This window comes from Aquimarina algiphila (genome assembly GCF_007489275.1).
Lineage (GTDB): Bacteria > Bacteroidota > Bacteroidia > Flavobacteriales > Flavobacteriaceae > Aquimarina > Aquimarina algiphila.
Map to the genome: position 1 here is coordinate 1 of NZ_VLNR01000191.1, position 1109 is coordinate 1109.

The window sequence follows — 1109 nt, forward strand, 5'->3', positions numbered from 1 at the left end:
AAAGTATCGGTACAACCAGGTGCCACATTAATAGCACTATCGGTAACCTCTACTCGATAATCTCCAGGGAAAATACCATCCGTACCAGGGGTAGTACTACTAAACGTTATCTGATTAGCTCCCGGACCTGCTGTTTGAGTAACACCCGGTATTGTTACACCAGTACCAGGGTTTACTAAATCAAATGTCCAGTTGGCCGGTATAGCAGAACCTCCCGTTACAGTAGCTACAATAGTAGCATCATTAGCCCTACACGTAGGATCTGTAAATACAGCTGTAACTTGTAACTCTGGAAATACCTCAATAGTTCGTGGTAAAGACGGACAGCCATTCTCATCAAAAGCAACAACTGAATATGTGCCAGGACCACTTAATGGAAAATCTATCGTAGCCGTATTAGGACCTGTAGCTGTACCAGCAACTCGAGCGCCGCCATCTAAAGAGAACGTTAACGCTCCCGTTCCTGGTGGAATAGGAACATTACTCGTCGCCGTTACTGTAAAAGTATAAGCATTATCAAAGGTACAGGCATCATCAACAAAAGCATCAATAGTATCAATTACTGGCGCAGGAGTAAACGGTGGTATTGTTATTTCTCTTGGGACAATACAATTATTGGCATCTCTTACAAAAATTACCCAAGCCGTACTCGTTGTAGGATCTAAAGTAAATGTATTTGTTAATGGGAACGCTATAGGGTCAGGTTGAGGAAGTGTCCCTGCAACCGCAGCAAACTCATAAGGACCAACACCACCATTGGCATCCATAGTAACTGTAGATAATGCAGTATTACAATCCGTAGGGGTTGCACTTACAAATGCTAAAGTTAATGGACTTGCTGGTTGAGTAATTGTAAATGGTGCGGCATCAGTACATGGTATTGCAGCACCAGCTGTTTCTACAACTCTAACAAAGTAATTTCCTTCTCCTAAACCTCCAGCGGTATCTGTAAATGTTGGTGATGTCAATGTTCCTGTAATACCTGTTGTGAGTCCTGTATCAGCATCAAACACTTCCCAATCTACTGTAGTAGCTAAAGTAGTGACAGTAAAGGTTACTGTACCGTTAGTATCTCCAAAACAATCTGCAGGATCTGTACTATCAATCAC

The 1109-nt window shown here is 42.3% G+C and carries 1 protein-coding gene; it reads right to left on the minus strand.

The annotated features are described in order from the left end of the window. A partial coding sequence (locus tag FOF46_RS31040) for a hypothetical protein (RefSeq protein ID WP_143919283.1) occupies positions 1-1109 on the minus strand: 1109 nt, incomplete at both ends.